Source organism: Christiangramia sp. 3-2217-3z (assembly GCF_051195275.1).
Taxonomy (GTDB): Bacteria; Bacteroidota; Bacteroidia; order Flavobacteriales; family Flavobacteriaceae; genus Christiangramia; species Christiangramia marina.
In genome coordinates this window covers 270,061-286,085 of the sequence record NZ_JBNJLI010000005.1, presented here as the reverse complement: position 1 = coordinate 286,085, position 16,025 = coordinate 270,061, and the positions used below count along the sequence as shown (strand labels likewise).

The 16,025-nt window shown below is 39.2% G+C and carries 12 protein-coding genes; 7 read left to right on the top strand and 5 right to left on the bottom strand.

All coding sequences use genetic code 11. From position 1 onward, the window contains the following. Positions 1–127: 127 nt before the first annotated feature. The 5 genes from ACSHZO_RS11215 to ACSHZO_RS11195 all read right to left on the bottom strand — a co-directional run bounded on the left by ACSHZO_RS11215 (position 128) and on the right by ACSHZO_RS11195 (position 5,427). Positions 128–1,132, bottom strand: coding sequence for a YihY/virulence factor BrkB family protein (locus tag ACSHZO_RS11215; protein ID WP_298248275.1), 1,005 nt, complete (start codon positions 1,130–1,132; stop codon positions 128–130). Between the two features lie 110 nt (positions 1,133–1,242). Then, complete coding sequence (locus ACSHZO_RS11210) at positions 1,243–2,946, bottom strand: NupC/NupG family nucleoside CNT transporter (RefSeq protein ID WP_298248274.1); 1,704 nt, start codon at positions 2,944–2,946, stop codon at positions 1,243–1,245. 6 nt (positions 2,947–2,952) lie between these two features. Continuing rightward, on the bottom strand, positions 2,953–3,579 hold the full coding sequence (locus tag ACSHZO_RS11205) for a bifunctional nuclease family protein (protein WP_295181568.1): 627 nt from the start codon (positions 3,577–3,579) through the stop codon (positions 2,953–2,955). An 86-nt stretch (positions 3,580–3,665) separates the two neighbouring features. Continuing rightward, positions 3,666–4,634, bottom strand: a complete 969-nt coding sequence (locus tag ACSHZO_RS11200) for an electron transfer flavoprotein subunit alpha/FixB family protein (RefSeq protein WP_298248273.1) — start codon at positions 4,632–4,634, stop codon at positions 3,666–3,668. A 46-nt stretch (positions 4,635–4,680) separates the two neighbouring features. After that, on the bottom strand, positions 4,681–5,427 hold the full coding sequence (locus ACSHZO_RS11195) for an electron transfer flavoprotein subunit beta/FixA family protein (protein ID WP_298248272.1): 747 nt from the start codon (positions 5,425–5,427) through the stop codon (positions 4,681–4,683). 308 nt (positions 5,428–5,735) lie between these two features. Here ACSHZO_RS11195 and ACSHZO_RS11190 point away from each other — a divergent pair, with 308 nt between their 5' ends. The 7 genes from ACSHZO_RS11190 (at position 5,736) to ligD (ending at position 16,007) form a co-directional block, all read left to right on the top strand. Beyond that, a complete protein-coding gene (locus ACSHZO_RS11190; protein WP_295181562.1) occupies positions 5,736–6,713 on the top strand; it encodes a pyruvate dehydrogenase complex E1 component subunit beta in 978 nt (325 codons plus the stop codon). A gap of 59 nt (positions 6,714–6,772) precedes the next feature. Then, complete coding sequence (locus tag ACSHZO_RS11185) at positions 6,773–9,265, top strand: DUF5686 and carboxypeptidase-like regulatory domain-containing protein (RefSeq protein WP_298248271.1); 2,493 nt, start codon at positions 6,773–6,775, stop codon at positions 9,263–9,265. A 69-nt stretch (positions 9,266–9,334) separates the two neighbouring features. Then, a complete protein-coding gene (locus tag ACSHZO_RS11180; protein WP_141878615.1) occupies positions 9,335–9,847 on the top strand; it encodes an inorganic diphosphatase in 513 nt (170 codons plus the stop codon). Positions 9,848–9,976: 129 nt separating this feature from the next. Then, positions 9,977–12,385, top strand: coding sequence for a sodium-translocating pyrophosphatase (locus ACSHZO_RS11175; RefSeq protein ID WP_298248270.1), 2,409 nt, complete (start codon positions 9,977–9,979; stop codon positions 12,383–12,385). Positions 12,386–12,592: 207 nt separating this feature from the next. Next, positions 12,593–12,841, top strand: coding sequence for a DUF7218 family protein (locus ACSHZO_RS11170; protein ID WP_298248269.1), 249 nt, complete (start codon positions 12,593–12,595; stop codon positions 12,839–12,841). A 1-nt stretch (position 12,842) separates the two neighbouring features. Then, complete coding sequence (locus tag ACSHZO_RS11165) at positions 12,843–13,616, top strand: Ku protein (protein WP_298248268.1); 774 nt, start codon at positions 12,843–12,845, stop codon at positions 13,614–13,616. 3 nt (positions 13,617–13,619) lie between these two features. Further along, complete coding sequence (gene ligD / locus ACSHZO_RS11160) at positions 13,620–16,007, top strand: DNA ligase D (protein WP_298248267.1); 2,388 nt, start codon at positions 13,620–13,622, stop codon at positions 16,005–16,007. The last annotated feature ends 18 nt before the right edge of the window (positions 16,008–16,025 follow it).

Below are 16,025 nucleotides of genomic sequence, written 5' to 3'. Positions count from 1 at the left end.
TACGAAGAAAGGGTTCAACTTTAGATAAAAGTTAAACCCCTTTATTTAGAACTTACACACTTTACGGGATAGTGTCTCTGGACGATTTTTTTTATACCATTATGAGGTCTATATACTAAAAACGCTACTAGTTGTTTCTTAGGTTTTCTTCATCTTCACCTGCAACATGATCTGCATGATATGCATTTCTTTTCCCTAGTGGCATATCTTTACCTATGGTTGTATCATACCGTGTTTGATGTTCCATTTCAGAATTTATTTCAGCACCTATAAGTACTATAAAAGCAGTAAGGAATAACCAAAGCATTAGTATAACTACAGCTGCAAAACTACCATATAGGTCGTCATAACTTCCAAAATTCTGAACATACCATGAAAACAAGATTGAGCCTATGATCCATAGAACCGTACCGAATATCGCCCCCCAGCTTACCCATCCAAATTGAGGATTATTCCGGTTTGGAGCAATTTTATAGATCATACTGAGACTGAATACAAGTATTATGGCAAGAATTATCCATCTGGACCAGTCTAAAATATTTTCAATTTGTATTGGCAACCCAACTTTACCAATTAGTAAAGGAAAAAATATTACGATTAAGAGGCTAATAAGTCCAATAATGACCGCTGCCAGCGTAAACAATAATGTAAGAAGATTTTTTTTAATAATTCCGCGGTCGTCTGTCTCATCATAAGCTATATTAATTCCTTCAAAAAGTGCACTTGTTCCTTTGTTGGCACTCCATAAACTGATAAGAATACTTATTACCAGTCCCCAGCCGATTTCTGATTTAGATTGTTCCAATACAGGTTTTAGGATATCGGAAATCATTCCGAAGGCCTGTTGTGGAAGCATCATACTCAATTTTCCAAATTGCTCCTGAATCTGGGAAGGTTCCAGTACCAAACTGTAAATTGAGATTGCTGCAACAATTGTTGGGAACAGCGCCAGAAAAAAATAGAATGCCACACCAGCGGCAACGATTTGTACATGATCAAGTTTCATCTGGGCAAAAACCCGTTTTCCAATATCTTTCCAGCCATCGAAAGGTATTTGATGTGGTTTCCTAGCTTCTCGTCCGCGATTATCAGGTTTCTTATCTCTATTATCCATCATTTGGTTGGCGTTCATTCAAATAAATCACTTAGCTAATTGTTTAGCAAAGTGTAATTTAGAATATATAAGCTTTCTGAAAAAAAATGAAATTAGAAAGTTTTCTAAAAACTGAGATTTCCGCAGGTTTAACCGATAATCATTCCGGCGATTGTAGCAGACAAAAGTGAAGCAAGAGTTCCACCAATTAATGCTTTCATCCCAAATTCCGAAAGAACTTTACGTTGTCCTGGAGCTAATGATCCAATTCCACCAATTTGGATCCCTATGGAAGCAAAATTAGCGAATCCGCAGAGCATATAGGTAGCCATGATGACTGACTTTTCGTAATTGAGACTTAATGCATTTGCAGGGTTTTTAAGGTCTGCCAGTTGAACATATCCAACAAATTCACTTGCTGCCAGTTTGATTCCAAGCAGCTGTCCCATTAGCATCATATCTTCTTTTGCTACACCTATAATCCACATTAAAGGAGAAAAGATGATTCCTAAGATCGATTCCAATGAGAATTTAGAATATGGTGTATATTCTGCCATTATGCTGTTTAAAGTCGTAAGCGCACCTAGATAACCCAGGATATAATTGATCATGGCAATAAATGCGATGAATACAAGCAGCATCGCTGCAACATTCGCCGCAAGCTTCAGACCTTCCGTAGTACCATTTGCGATGGCATCCAGAATGTTACTTCCAATTTTGTCTGAAGAAACCTCTACATCTGTATTAACTGCTTCCTGTTGAGGATATAGAATTTTCGAAATTACGATAGCTCCGGGCGCAGCCATTACGGAAGCAGCAAGCAGGTGTTTAGCAAATTGAAGTCTTAATTCGGGATCATCACCTCCAAGAAATCCAATATATGCTGCGAGTACACCTCCGGCTACAGTAGCCATCCCACCAATCATAACCAATAGAATCTCAGACCTGGTCATACGTTCCAAATAGGCTTTGATCATTAGAGGAGCTTCGGTCTGACCAAGAAAAATATTCCCGGCGACACTCAGACTTTCCGGTCCAGAGATCCCCATTAATTTGGTAAGCACCCAGGCCATTCCCTTGACAACGATCTGAATCACTCCAAGGTAGAATAATACAGAGGTTAATGCTGAGAAAAAGATAATGGTAGGTAGTACCTGGAACAGAAATATAAATCCAAAACTGTCCACATCCATCATTCCGCCTAACAGGAATTCACTTCCTGCCGCGGTGAAATCAAGGATCAGCACAAATACTTTTCCTACGAATTCGAATACCTTCTGAACTACGGTGATCTTCAAAACACCAATAGCCAGTATGAGTTGTGCTCCTAATCCTATACCAACCGTTTTCCAGCTAATTGCTTTTCGGTTATTACTAAACAGGAATGCGATGAGTAGTAGAACGAGCATACCAAGTACACCTCTAATTAAACTTGAGGTGGACATTCCCTGGCTAGGTATCATTTGCTTCGCAGCTTTCACCGGGATTACATCTTCAGCAAGTTTTGGTTTTGCTGAAAGTTCGAAGGTGTTATCTCTGCCTTTAATGCTTAGGTTTTGATCACTAATCCCTGTTACCCTAAGATTTTGGATAGTATCTTTTGGTGAGTTATAAAACAGGACCAGTAATTTCTTCTGATAAAGATAGTCTCCTGAAGCAATAGTATCTTGTTCAGAATTTGCCAGAAAAAGGAAGCTACCTTCATTAAAATGAACCTCTTCAACATCCTGAAAAACTGAATTCTCTTGAAATTCAGCTGAATTTTCCAGAGTCCAGGATTTGGAAATAGTTTGAGAAGAAGCTGATGCAATAGAAATTAAGACCAGAAACAGGCAACACCAGAGTTTATTCATTGTAGATTATTTTCTTTTGGAGATCTCGTCCCTTAGACGAGCGGCTTTTTCGTAATCTTCCTGATTCACAGCCTGGGCAAGTAGCTCATTAAGTTCTTCCAGCGACATTTTACTGAAACCTGAATCGCTATCCATTTTTACTTCAATGTCCTCGCGTAGAAGTTCCTCTTCAATAATTTCCTCTTCATCTTTCATTTCCTTAGCACGCTGACTCTCGTCTGCTTTCAGGAAAATTCCAGCTTTATCAAGAATGTTCTTGTAGGTGAAAATTGGGGCATTAAACCTTAATGCAAGCGCGATTGCATCGCTGGTTCGGGCATCTACAACTTCTTCGACACCTTCACGTTCACAAATAAGACTGGAGTAAAATACGCCGTCTACCAGTTTGTGAATAATAACCTGTTTTACCGTGATCGAGAATCGATCTGAAAAGTTTTTGAAAAGGTCGTGGGTAAGTGGTCTGGGAGGTTTGATCTCTTTTTCCAGTGCTATTGCAATGGATTGAGCTTCAAATGCTCCAATAACAATTGGTAACTTACGTTCACCATCTTCCTCATTAAGAATCAGGGCGTAAGCTCCATTTTGTGTTTGACTGTAAGATATTCCTTTTATGTTCAGACGAACTAAACTCATGCTTCTTAAAAATTAAAAAGGCTGTCTAAATAAGGACAAAATTACCAGATCTAGACAGCCCTTTTATGGGTCGCAATTTAGAAAAATTATGCGTTTTTCTCTTTAAATTCCCTCAATTTTTCATTTAGCTTCGGTACGATCTCAAAAGCGTCTCCAACCACCCCGTAATCTGCAGCTTTGAAGAAAGGCGCTTCAGGATCATTGTTAATTACAACTTTGGTTTTGGCAGCATTAATACCGGCAAGATGCTGAATTGCACCAGATACACCAATGGCAATGTATAAATTGGATGCTACAGGCTTACCTGTTTGACCCACGTGTTCACTGTGAGGTCTCCAGCCCATATCACTAACTGGTTTGGAACATGCAGTTGCAGCTCCAAGAATTTCTGCCATTTCTTCGATCATTCCCCAGTTTTCAGGACCTTTAAGTCCTCTACCTCCTGAAACAACAGTTTCAGCATCGGCGATCGTTACTTTATTAGTAGCCTTATCTACAGATTCTACATTTACGGTGAAATCTTCATCTGTAAGATTCGGGCTAAAATCTTCAACAGTCGCAGCTCCCTGAGATTCTTTAAGACCGAATGCGTTCTTGGATATTCCAAGCACTTTTACATCAGTATCGATTTTGGTAAAATTAAATGCCTTGTTCGTGAAAGCAGTTCTTTTAACTGTAAAAGGGTCTGCACTCTCTGGCAATGCCACAACGTTAGATGCATAACCTGCTTCTAAATGCACTGCAAGTAGTGGTGCTAAATATTTACTGTTCGCACTCTGGCTAAGAACTACAACCTTGCTGCTTTCCTGAGTTGCTGCTTGTTTGATGGCGTCAGAATATGCTTCAGCATTAAAATTCTTCAACTTATCATTGTTTACTTTCAAAACTTTGTCAACCCCATAGGTTCCCAGTTCTGATACGTCATCTATATTAAAAGTAATCGCAGTAACACCGGTATCCAGCATACCTGCAACTTCCTTTGCATAAGACGCAACCTCGAATGAGGCTTTCTTAAATTTTCCTTCTTCTGATTCTATATATACTAAAACTGACATTTTCTAAATTTTTTAATTCTTGAATCTATTTTATTCTGAATCTTGATTAGATCGCCTTTGCCTCGTTGTGAAGCAAGTTGATCAATTCATCCAGATTGTCAGGATCAATTAATTTTACATCTCCTTTAGGTGCAGGCTTCTCAAATTTTACTACTTCGGTTTTTACTGAAGTTTCCGCAGGCTCCACAACATTTAGAGGTTTTTTACGCGCTTGCATAATACCTCTCATATTAGGGATACGAAGATCAGATTCTTCAACTAATCCTTTCTGGCCTCCAATTACAAGTGGAAGAGAAGCAGTTAAAGTTTCTTTACCGCCATCGATCTCACGAAGAGCTTTCGCTTTTTCTCCATCGATCTCAAGGCTAATACAGTTATTAATGAAATTAGCATCCAGAATTCCGGCTAACATTCCCGGAACCATTCCACCGTTATAATCAATAGACTCTCTACCTGCAATAACAAGATCGTAACCTCCGTCTTTTACAACTTTCGCAAGTTCCTTTGCAACCTGATAACCATCAGTTGCAGGAGTATTTACTCGAATTGCTGTATCTGCTCCAATTGCAAGTGCTTTTCTAAGTGTAGGCTCGGTTTCAGCTCCACCAACATTTACAACATCAACACTGGCACCTTGTTTTTCTTTGAACCACATCGCTCTGGTAAGACCAAATTCGTCATTCGGATTAATTACAAATTGAACACCATTCGTATCAAACTTCGTGTCTACTTCCGTGAAATTGATTTTGGATGTAGTGTCAGGTACATGACTAATACAAACTAAGATTTTCATATATAAGGTTCTTTTTTTTAATAAAACGTTTTCGCAGACGAAGGTAAGTATTTTATATCAGAAAAAGCTATGCATGCATAATAAATTTAACCAAAAGAAACAGCCAATTTTTAGTTGATTTTTGGTTTTGTAGATGTTTTAATGCGCAATATGTATAAAACTAAGTAAAATAATGAGATTCTCATTATTCGTGATTTTAGCATTTCCGAAGAACTCTGCGACCCCTAAATTTTTGCTTACAATTATGGTATTTACCTTAATGAATTACTATTTTTGCTCTGCAGGAATTAAAATTAAGATTTTACATAATGAGGACAATTCAATTTAGAGAAGCTATTGCTGAGGCGATGAGCGAAGAAATGCGTCGCGACGACAGTATCTATTTAATGGGTGAAGAAGTTGCTGAATACAATGGTGCTTATAAAGCTTCCAAAGGTATGCTTGACGAATTTGGTCCGGATAGAGTTATAGATACTCCAATCGCTGAACTTGGATTTTCTGGAATAGGAGTTGGGTCTGCCATGAATGGTAACCGTCCTATTATTGAATTCATGACCTTTAACTTCTCACTTGTAGGGATTGATCAAATTATCAATAACGCTGCAAAAATGCGCCAGATGAGTGGTGGGCAATTTAATATTCCAATTGTATTTCGTGGGCCAACAGGATCTGCAGGTCAATTGGGAGCAACTCACTCACAGGCTTTCGAAAGCTGGTTTGCGAACACGCCAGGACTAAAAGTAATAGTTCCATCTAACCCGTACGACGCCAAAGGATTATTGAAAGCTGCGATTCGTGATGATGATCCGGTAATCTTTATGGAGAGTGAGCAAATGTATGGGGATAAAGGAGAAGTTCCTGAAGATGAGTACGTTATTGAAATTGGAAAAGCCGATATCAAGCGTGAAGGTTCTGATGTAACTATTGTTTCCTTCGGAAAAATTATTAAAGAAGCTTATAAAGCAGCTGAAACTTTAGCTGAAGACGATATTTCATGTGAGATCATTGATCTTAGAACGATTCGTCCTTTAGATATTGATGTGATTCTTGAATCTGTTAAGAAAACGAACCGACTAGTGATCCTTGAAGAATCATGGCCTTTTGGAAATATTTCTACAGAAATTTCTTATCAGGTACAGTCTAAAGCATTCGATTACCTGGATGCTCCAATCATAAAAATTAATACAGCAGATACTCCTGCACCTTATTCACCTGTTCTTTTGAAAGAATGGTTACCAAATAGTGAGGATGTTGTTAAAGCTGTGAAAAAGGTCATGTACAAGTAGACCTTTTCAACCTATCTTTGAAACTTCATCTAAACGATGAAGTTTTTTTTTATCCTATAATGAACAAATACACCTACCTCTTAATACTTTTTCTCCTTCCAGTTTTCAGTTTAATCGCTCAAACAAAAGCAGGAGGAATTGTGACCGATGACACCGGCGCTACTGTACCTTTTGCGAACGTAGTTTTCGCTAATTCTACTTCGGGAACGACTACCAATGAAGTTGGTGAGTTTTACCTTCAGTCAGATGATAATTATGATACCCTTGTGTTTTCTTTTATTGGCTACAAAACCAAAAAGATCGCTTTAAAATCCAGGGTCAATCTAAATATGGATGTGAAGCTGGAGCAGGAAGCATCCAGCCTAGATGAAGTGGTTATCTATCGCGGGAAAACCTCGAAGAAGAACAACCCGGCAATTGATATTCTAAAGAAAGTATGGGCAAACCGCCGAAGCAACGGTGTTAATGCTTTCGACCAGTATAGTTATAAGGAATACGAAAAACTGGAATTTGACCTGAATACCATAGATAGTGCGGTGGTGGAAAGCAGGATCTTTAATGGCATGGAGTTTATTTTCGATTATACAGATACTAATGCAGTGACCGGGAAGACTTATCTGCCTATGTTCATTAACGAGTCGGTTACCCAGGTTTACGGAGATAACAAGATCAATGAGGAGAAAAAAGTTTTACTTGGGAATAAGAATTCCGGATTTAACCAGAACAGGAACCTGATCGATTTTGTGAAGGATATTTATGACGATTACGATATTTATAAAAACTACATCAAGTTCTTCGATAAATCATTCGTAAGCCCAATTTCGACTACAGGGATCGATACCTACAATTATGTGTTGTCTGATAGTGCTTACATCGACAATAAGTGGTGCTATAATATCGTCTATTATCCACGCCGAGAGAATGAACTAACTTTTAAGGGAGACTTCTGGGTAAATGATACGACTTGGGCAGTTAAGAACATCAATCTCGAAACTACCAAGGATGTAAACATCAACTGGATCAAACAGGTTTATATCGAACAGGATTTTGAAGTTTTAAATGACTCTGTTTTTTTGATAGAGAAGGATTTCTTTATGGCCGACTTCGGAATCAACAAAAAGAAAACTTCCCAGGGAGTTTATGCAAAACGAACCATGCTTTACGATGAGTATGAGTTTAATAAAGAGCGGGGATCAAGTTTTTATAATCAACCAGTCTACAATCCACAATCTCAGGCTTATAATAGAAGTGATGAGTTTTGGAGTGAAAACAGGCTGGAACAACTAAACGAAGATGAAGAGGGAATCTATGTAATGCTCGATAGTCTTACGAAGACAAAGGCTTTTAACAGGTTGTATGATATCGCTACGATTGTGCAGTCTGGTTACGTAGAGTTTGATGGATGGGATTATGGTCCTGTTTATTCTACTTTCGGATTTAATGATGTGGAAGGAGTACGAACCCGTTTTGGAGGAAGAACATATTTTGGACAGAATGATCCATGGAGAATTGAAGCTTATGGAGCTTATGGGTTCAAAGACCATAAGTTCAAGTATGGGGTGTCAGCCAAAGTGCTGCTGGATTATAAAATGCGACTTATCTTAAGTGGTGGAAACCGAAGGGATGTAGAACAGTTGGGAACCAGTCTTACAAATTCCACAGATGTTCTGGGAAGGAGTCTTGCTTCTTCATCACTTCTGAATGTTGGAGATACAGATAAACTGAGTTCGATCAATTTGAGTGTTTTTTCCGTAGAACTGGAACCGGTAAAGAATCTTACCCTAAGATTTGGAGCTAACTACAGAATATTGCAACCGGCATCTGAAGGTTTTAGTCTTGATTATTATGTGGATGACACGCGTACAATCACCGACAGTGAGATCAACCAAACCGAACTTTCAACAATCATTACCTGGACACCGGGTAGAAAAACTTCTGGCTTTGGAGTGGAGCGTAATGTGGTGAACGAAGAAGATTTCCCAACCTTGTTCCTAAACTACAGTCTGGGAGTTAAGGAGGTTTTCAATAGTGATTTTGATTATAAGAAACTTCAGTTCTTTTACAATCAGCCATTGTTAATTGGAGGTTTTGGTAGGTCTAAAATCAGCCTGGAAGCCGGGAAGACATTTGATGCTGTGCCTTTAGGGTTGCTGAGTGTAGTTCCTGGAAACCAGACATATTTTAGTATGTACAATTCATTTCCAACACTGGATTTCTACGAATTCGTGACAGATAGTTATTCAGCTATTCATATAGATCACAACTTCAATGGTAGGTTATTTTCCAGAATTCCGTTACTAAGAGAGTTAAACCTGCGGGAATTAGTAGGATTTAGAGCGATCTACGGAGATATTTCACAAGCCAGTAAAGATTTAGATGCTTCCGGTTTACCGCTGGTAGCTCCAGATAATGATCCTTTTTACGAGTATAGTCTGGGTATTGGAAATATTTTAAAAGTAATGCGATTTGACGTTCATTTCCGCGGAAATTACTTCGATAATCCTGACGCAAGAAGTCTTGCGTTTACAATAGATTTCGGATTTCACTTTTAGATAATAGTTTAAATATCAGAAATAACTATATTTGCTGCCCTGAATTTTAACACAGATAAAAATATAAAAATGTCGAATACTTTTGATGTATTGATCGAGATCCCAAAGGGAAGCCGAAACAAATACGAATACGATTTCAAGCTTAAAAAAGTACGTTACGACAGGATGATCTTCTCTTCTATGATGTATCCTGCAGATTATGGTTTTATTCCTAATACCCTTGCATTGGATGAAGACCCTCTTGATGTATTGGTTTTGGTTTCTGAACCTACCTTTCCAGGAATCGTGATGGAAGTGAAGCCTATTGGTGTGTTCCATATGGCAGATGAAAAGGGACCTGATGAGAAAATCATCTGTGTACCGGTATCAGATCCTATCTGGAATAGATTGAACGATCTTAAAGAATTAAACGGGCATATGCTTAAAGAGATCGAACACTTCTTTAAGGTTTATAAAGATCTTGAGAAGAAAAAGGTTGATACAGGAGATTTTGGAGATGCAGACGAAGCTCGTGAGATCATTAAACAGTGTATCGAACGTTATGAGAACTATGACGGTGATAAATCCCGATTTGGAATATAATCGTAAAATATCACTCGAATTATTAAGAATATGAAAGCAATAACCTTAAAAAGTTGTTGCTTTTTTAATTGTTGCCAATTTTACTACATTAGCTAGCATTAATATTTAATTAACAATTAACTAGCTAATATGGAATCAATAATGATCTACCTGCCAGCGGTGCTGGCAATCATCGGACTCATTTTTATGTGGATTAAAAGATCCTGGGTGATGAAACAGGACTCCGGAGACGGAAAAATGAAAGAAATTTCAGCACACATCTATGAAGGAGCCCTTGCCTTCTTAAAAGCTGAATATAAATTATTGACTCTCTTTGTGATTGGAGCCAGCATTGCGTTAGCCGCAATCGCATATTTTGTTCCAACCACTCATTACCTTATTATAGTTGCCTTTATTTTCGGTGCGATTTTCTCAGCATTTGCCGGAAATATCGGGATGAAGATCGCTACCCAAACGAATGTAAGAACGACTCAGGCGGCAAGAACCAGCCTACCGGAAGCATTGAATATCTCTTTTGGAGGTGGAACAGTGATGGGACTTGGAGTTGCTGGTCTTGCAGTTCTCGGTCTTACCGGCTTCTTTATACTCTTCTTTCATCATTTCATGGGAGGAGAGTGGACCAATACTCAGCAAATGACCGTAGTTCTGGAAACTCTTGCTGGCTTTTCTCTGGGTGCCGAATCTATAGCGCTTTTCGCCCGAGTAGGAGGAGGAATATATACCAAAGCCGCAGATGTTGGAGCTGATCTTGTTGGTAAGGTTGAAGCAGGTATTCCTGAAGATGATCCTAGAAATCCCGCGACCATTGCAGATAATGTTGGAGATAATGTAGGAGACGTTGCCGGGATGGGAGCCGATCTTTTTGGAAGTTACGTGGCCACAGTGCTGGCAGCAATGGTGCTGGGAAATTATATAATCGAAGACATGGGAGGTGATATTACCAGCGAAGGTTTTGGTGGTATTGGACCAATTTTATTACCAATGGCCATCGCCGGAGTTGGAATTATCATTTCCATAATCGGGACATTATTGGTAAGAATTTCGTCAAATTCAGCTAAGGAATCTGAAGTTCAGAAAGCTTTAAATATCGGGAACTGGGTTTCGATCTTACTGGTCGCGGTTTCCTGTTATTTTCTGGTAAACTGGATGCTCCCAGCGAATACCATGACCATGGGATTCTTTATAGGCGGAGAGGAAGGATTTGAAATGATAAACATAAGTTCCATGCGTGTATTTTATGCAACGCTGGTTGGTCTGGTTGTAGGTGGAGCCATTTCTTCAGTAACCGAATATTATACAGGACTGGGGAAAAAGCCAATTCTCAAGATCGTTCAGCAATCAAGTACAGGAGCTGGAACAAATATCATTGCAGGTTTGGCGACCGGTATGATCTCCACTTTTCCATCAATTTTATTATTCGCCGGAGCGATCTGGGCGTCTTATGCGTTCGCAGGATTTTATGGGGTTGCATTGGCAGCTTCAGCAATGATGGCAACTACAGCTATGCAGCTGGCGATCGATGCCTTTGGGCCTATTGCAGATAATGCGGGTGGTATTGCCGAAATGAGTGAACAGGAGCCGATAGTAAGAGAAAGAACAGATATTCTTGATTCTGTAGGGAATACGACCGCAGCTACAGGAAAAGGTTTTGCAATTGCATCTGCTGCTTTAACTTCTTTAGCACTCTTCGCCGCTTATGTAACATTTACAGGGATAGAAGGAATCAATATTTTTAAAGCTCCTGTACTGGCGATGCTTTTTATTGGTGGGATGATTCCTGTGGTATTTTCTGCTTTGGCAATGAATGCAGTGGGTAAAGCCGCCATGGAAATGGTGCAGGAAGTACGAAGACAATTCAAAGATATTCCGGGTATTATGGAAGGAACGGCAAAGCCTGAATATGATAAATGCGTGGCGATCTCTACGGAAGCTTCCTTAAAAGAAATGATGCTGCCAGGTTTGTTAACCATAGGTTTTCCATTAGTCATCGCATTTCTACCAATGATCTTTGGGATGGACAATCTTGCAATTGCTGAAATGCTTGGTGGCTATATGGCTGGGGTTACTGTGAGTGGTGTGCTTTGGGCAATCTTCCAGAATAACGCAGGAGGTGCGTGGGATAACGCGAAGAAGTCTTTCGAAGCTGGAGTCATGATCAATGGTGAAATGACCTATAAAGGCTCTGATGCACATAAAGCAGCAGTAACTGGTGATACGGTGGGCGATCCTTTTAAGGATACTTCAGGTCCTTCCATGAATATATTAATTAAATTAACCTGTCTTATCGGTCTGGTGATCGCGCCAATTTTAGGAGGGCATACAGATGCTGACATTCCAAATCAGGAGGAAACTGTGGAGATTATCTCTTCGGAAGGTTCTGTGATTTCAAAAGAAATAAGTTTAGAGAAAAATGATCTTGACGATCTGGTTACTGCGAGGGTAGTAGTTACAAGTTCCTTAAATGGAAATGAGACCAGTGACACCTACGAATTTGAAGGGTCAAGCCGGGAAGTGCAGAAAAAGATCGATGCGCTATAGTAAACTCTTCAGTAAAAAATAATTAAATAAACCTCCGCAATCGTGGAGGTTTTTCTATTTCCGACTATAAGTTCCATTCTCCTGTTTCTTCTGAAAATTGATTGTATAAACTGATATTTCAGTTAAACTATGGTTAATCAATCCCTCAAAATTTCAACACTGCCTGAAGGTTGATTAAATTTAAGTTCAAATTAAAAGATTCAGAAGATGTCAAAAGATCATGTACCCAGTATTAAGAATGACGAGCAATACGAGAAATTGCGTAAGGAGGGGATGAGTAAGGAAAAAGCGGCAAGGATCGCCAATACGTCCAATTCAGGAGAGAAAGGAGGTAAAGCCGAAAAATACGAAGAGAGAACTAAAGAGGAACTTTACGAGCAGGCGAAAAAAGTAGGCATCGATGGGCGAAGTGATATGTCTAAAAATGAATTGATCAAAGCACTAAGAAACCACTAATATGCGCTCAATCTGGAATGGTTCAATAAGTTTTGGTCTGGTTTCAATTCCCGTGAAACTTTATTCGGGTTCAGAAGACAGGCGTATAGACCTGGATATGCTTGATAAAAATGATCACGCCCGTATTCGCTATAAACGTGTAAATGAGGATACTGGTAAAGAAGTGGAATGGAAGGATATTGTCAAAGGTTATAAAAAGGATGATGGCTATGTAATACTGGAAAAAGAGGATTTCGACCAGGCGAACATGAAAAAGACGAAAACCATCGATATTGAAGAATTTATCGATGAAGATGAGGTAGCCGATGTGTTGTTCAAAAAGCCTTATTTCCTGGAACCGCAAAAGGAAGGTGGTAAATCCTATAATTTACTACTACAGGCATTAAAAAAGACTGGAAAACTAGGTGTGGCTACATTCGTGATGCGACAAAAGGAGCATTTATCGCTTGTGGGTATTTACAGGGATGCACTGGTATTACACGTAATTAGGTTTGAGGATGAGATTAGAAATCCCGGAGAGCTAAAGCTCACCAAAACCAAAGTAAAAGCCAAGGAGGTAGATATGGCGGTTTCACTGATCGAGCAGTATACTTCTGACTTTGATTTTAAAAAATACAAGGATATTTATAATGACCAGTTAATGAAGATCATAGAATCCAAAGCGACTGGTAAAAAGCCTAAAGTCGAGGAATACGATTCAGAACCAACTCAGGCAGATGATCTTATGGCTAAACTGAAGGCCAGCCTTGAAAAGAAAAAGTCAAAGGCCAGCTAATACATGTCTTTAGAGGAATACAATAAAAAACGTGATTTTGCCCAAACCTCTGAGCCTAAAGGTGATCTTGAAAAAGAGAATCTTTTTAGGTTCGTCATTCAACGTCATCGTGCTTCCAGATTACATTATGATTTAAGGCTTGAGGTTAATGGTGTTCTTAAAAGCTGGGCCGTTCCTAAAGGTCCTTCCATGAATCCCGAAGATAAGAGGCTTGCCATTGAAACCGAAGATCACCCGGTAAAGTATCTAACCTTTGAAGGATCGATCCCAAAGGGTAATTATGGAGCTGGGAAAATGAGGATCTGGGATACAGGAACATTTGAGTCGGTTGGAAATTTTGGAGCTGAGGAGGCTTTAAAAAAGGGTGATCTTAAAGTGAAATTTCATGGTGATAAGATAAAAGGAACATTTGCCCTGGTTCGAACAAGAAGGAGGGATGGACAGAAGCACTGGTTGCTAATAAAGAAGAAAGACGATCACTCTGTAACTTCAAATTACGATGCAGAAGATTATGCTCCGCAAGGAATCGTAAAAAGCCTAAACGATTCTGATATCATAAAGCCAATGCTGGCGACTGCGGCAGATGGAATTTTTAGCAAACCCGGTTGGATATACGAGTTGAAGTGGGATGGTTACAGAGTACTTGCAAGTATCAGCGATGGTAATGTGAATCTGTACTCCAGGAATGGGATCAATTATAATGATAAGTTTTCAAAGCTTGCTCAGGACCTGGACAGCATCCCTCATGAGGTGATACTCGATGGGGAAGTGGTAATTCTGGATGAGCATGGAAAACCACAGTTTCAACAACTGCAAAATTATGACAGTACTTCCCCGGCAGATCTTCGATTTTATGTTTTTGATATACTTTTTCTAAATGGACACAGTACACTGGACCTAAACCTGCTTGAACGTAAAAGTCTGCTTCCTGATGTTCTGGAAGGGTTGGAGATGACCTACTACTGCGAGCATGTTGAAAGTATGGCAGATGCTTTTTATAAGAAAGCTTTAAAAGAGGGTATGGAAGGAGTGATCGCGAAAAAAGCAGATTCTGTATACACTCCAGGCTATCGTAGTGAGAAATGGTTAAAAATAAAAGGTACAAGCTCTGAAGAAGTTTTGATCTGTGGTTATACAGATTCAAAAGGATCCATTTTTGGTTCGTTAATACTCGGGATCTATAGAGAAGGTGAATTGCAATATGTAGGTAATTGCGGAACTGGATTCTCATCTTCGGTGCAACAGGAATTACTTCAGAAGATGCAGGATCTTGAAATTCAAAAGTCACCCTTTAGTCAGAAAATAAACTTTAAAGGCAGATCACCAAATTGGGTAAAACCGGAACTTGTGTGTGAGATCAAATTTTCAGAATGGACAGAGAGCGGTAGAATGCGTCATCCTGTTTACAAAGGTCTGAGAGAAGATAAATCTTTAAGTGATGTAAAAACCACAAACAAAGCATCTCAGAATTCCTCAAAGGTTAGCTCCAATGCTTTAGAAATAAATGGCAGAACAGTTAATGTCACTAATCTGGACAAAATTTACTGGCCGGGAGAAGGATTCAGGAAGTATGATCTCATCGATTATTACATACAGGTTTCAGAATATATGATCCCGTTTTTAAAGGATCGTCCACAAAATCTCCACAGGCACCCAAATGGTATCGGGAAAGAAGGTTTTTACCAGAAGGATAATGAAGGTTTGCTGGATTCTTGGATCGAAACTTTAAAGATTTGGTCTAGTTCTGCGAAAAGAGATATAGAATACCTTCTCTGCCAGGATGAGGCTAGTTTAATTTATATGGCAAACCTGGGTTGTATCGAGATCAATCCTTGGAATAGTAGAAAAAACACCTTGGATCAACCAGATTATGTGATCATTGATTTGGATCCTTCAGAAAAAAATACATTTGAGGAAGTGATCGAAGTTGCGCAGGTAACACAGGAGATTTTAGAGTCCGCAAATATTGAAGCTTATTGCAAGACTTCAGGATCTTCGGGAATTCATATTTATATCCCACTTGGTGCGAAATATTCTTACGAAGAAGGTCGTGAATTTACTAAGCTCATCTGTTATTATGTTCTTGAGAGAACCAAAGGACTTACCAGCATGGATCGTGCTGTAAAGAATCGGAAAAATAAGATCTACCTGGATTATCTACAGAATAGACGGGGACAAACTCTGGCTGCTCCTTACTGTGTAAGACCTAAACCTGCTGCTCCGGTTTCAGCTCCTCTACACTGGAACGAAGTGAAACCAGGTCTAAAGATCATAGATTTCAATATCAAAAATATGCCCGCAAGAATTATGGAGAATCCAGATCTTTTTAAAGGAGTGCTAGTTGAAGGTATAGATATGGGAAAAGCGTTGGAAGCTCTAAACCGACTTTAATACTAAAATAATTATAAA

Coding starts and splice junctions, on each gene's coding strand:
- ACSHZO_RS11185 (WP_298248271.1), top strand. CDS start 6,773: ATGAACAAATACACCTACCTCTTAATACTTTTTCTCCTTCCAGTTTTC.
- ACSHZO_RS11205 (WP_295181568.1), bottom strand. CDS start 3,579: ATGAGTTTAGTTCGTCTGAACATAAAAGGAATATCTTACAGTCAAACA.
- ACSHZO_RS11210 (WP_298248274.1), bottom strand. CDS start 2,946: ATGAATAAACTCTGGTGTTGCCTGTTTCTGGTCTTAATTTCTATTGCA.
- ACSHZO_RS11165 (WP_298248268.1), top strand. CDS start 12,843: ATGCGCTCAATCTGGAATGGTTCAATAAGTTTTGGTCTGGTTTCAATT.
- ACSHZO_RS11170 (WP_298248269.1), top strand. CDS start 12,593: ATGTCAAAAGATCATGTACCCAGTATTAAGAATGACGAGCAATACGAG.
- ACSHZO_RS11200 (WP_298248273.1), bottom strand. CDS start 4,634: ATGTCAGTTTTAGTATATATAGAATCAGAAGAAGGAAAATTTAAGAAA.
- ACSHZO_RS11180 (WP_141878615.1), top strand. CDS start 9,335: ATGTCGAATACTTTTGATGTATTGATCGAGATCCCAAAGGGAAGCCGA.
- ACSHZO_RS11190 (WP_295181562.1), top strand. CDS start 5,736: ATGAGGACAATTCAATTTAGAGAAGCTATTGCTGAGGCGATGAGCGAA.
- ligD (WP_298248267.1), top strand. CDS start 13,620: ATGTCTTTAGAGGAATACAATAAAAAACGTGATTTTGCCCAAACCTCT.
- ACSHZO_RS11215 (WP_298248275.1), bottom strand. CDS start 1,132: ATGAACGCCAACCAAATGATGGATAATAGAGATAAGAAACCTGATAAT.
- ACSHZO_RS11175 (WP_298248270.1), top strand. CDS start 9,977: ATGGAATCAATAATGATCTACCTGCCAGCGGTGCTGGCAATCATCGGA.
- ACSHZO_RS11195 (WP_298248272.1), bottom strand. CDS start 5,427: ATGAAAATCTTAGTTTGTATTAGTCATGTACCTGACACTACATCCAAA.